Origin of the sequence: Noviherbaspirillum sp. Root189 (assembly GCF_001428545.1) — a bacterium.
Lineage (GTDB): Bacteria > Pseudomonadota > Gammaproteobacteria > Burkholderiales > Burkholderiaceae_D > Noviherbaspirillum.
On the sequence record NZ_LMHZ01000088.1, the window covers coordinates 1 to 1,055 of the forward strand.

Below are 1,055 nucleotides of genomic sequence, written 5' to 3' on the forward strand. Positions count from 1 at the left end.
CATAGTCCTGCACCGCCGGACGTGGCCGGTCGGTCGGCAACTCCAGCAATGCCGGCGCCCCCGCCAACGCCTGCTGCCAGTAGGCCGCCTGCGCCTGCAGTACCTCCCCATCGATCCAGCGTCGCTGCCAGACTGCATAGTCGGCGTACTGGATCGCCAGCGGCGGCAGAGGATCGTCGCGTCCTTCGCAATACGCGTTGTATAGCGCGCTGAACTCATTGATCAGCACTCCCTGCGACCAGCCGTCGGAGACGATGTGGTGCATCGTCACCAGCAGTACATGCTCGTCGTCGGCCATCCGGATCAGGCGACCACGCACCAGCGGGCCGGCTGCCAGATCGAACGGTGCTGCGGCTTCGGCCTCGGCCAGTTCGTCGAGTTTGGCTTCGGCGTCGCTCTGGTTGCGCAGGTCGTGTTCCTGCAATGCAAAGCCGCAGTGCGCATCGGCAATGTGCTGCACCGGAACGCCGTCGACCAGCACGAAGGTGGTGCGCAGCGATTCATGACGTGCGACGATGCGGTCCAGCGCAAGCCGCAGTGCCTGATGGTTCAGCACTCCGCCCAGGCGCAGGCCCATCGGCATGTGGTACGTGGTACGCCTGGCTCACCCCTTGCATCTGCGACAGGAACCACAGCCGCTGCTGCGCATACGACAAGGGCAGCGGCTCTTCCCGCGACACGACCGTAATGGCCGGCAGGTTGCTGCGCCCGGCATGGGTGAGCGATTGGGCCAGGCTCGCCAGCAGCGGATGCTCGAACAACCCGGTCACGCCGACTTCGACACCCAGCACTTCACGGATGCGCGACACCACCCGCATGGCCAGCAGCGAGTGGCCGCCCAGATCAAAGAAGTGGTCATTGCGTCCGACCTGCTCACTGTCGAGATTCAGCACCTCGGCCCAGATCGCCGCCAGTGCGGTTTCAACTTCGCCTTGCGGTGCTTCATACGCACGCACTGCATAGGCATCGCCATCCGGCGCCGGCAGCGCCTGGCGGTCAAGCTTGCCATTCGGCGTCAGCGGCAGGGTGTCGAGTGCGACATAGGCAGCCGGCAC

General features: G+C 65.4%; 2 protein-coding genes. Both read right to left on the bottom strand.

Translation table 11 applies throughout. The features are described from left to right. Positions 1 to 583 (bottom strand): condensation domain-containing protein (locus ASE07_RS30575; RefSeq protein WP_327196082.1); only part of this gene is annotated, 583 nt, incomplete at its 3' end. Beyond that, positions 501 to 1,055: phosphopantetheine-binding protein (locus ASE07_RS30580; protein ID WP_327196083.1), on the bottom strand; the 555-nt coding region annotated here is incomplete at its 5' end. The genes ASE07_RS30575 and ASE07_RS30580, both read right to left, overlap by 83 nt.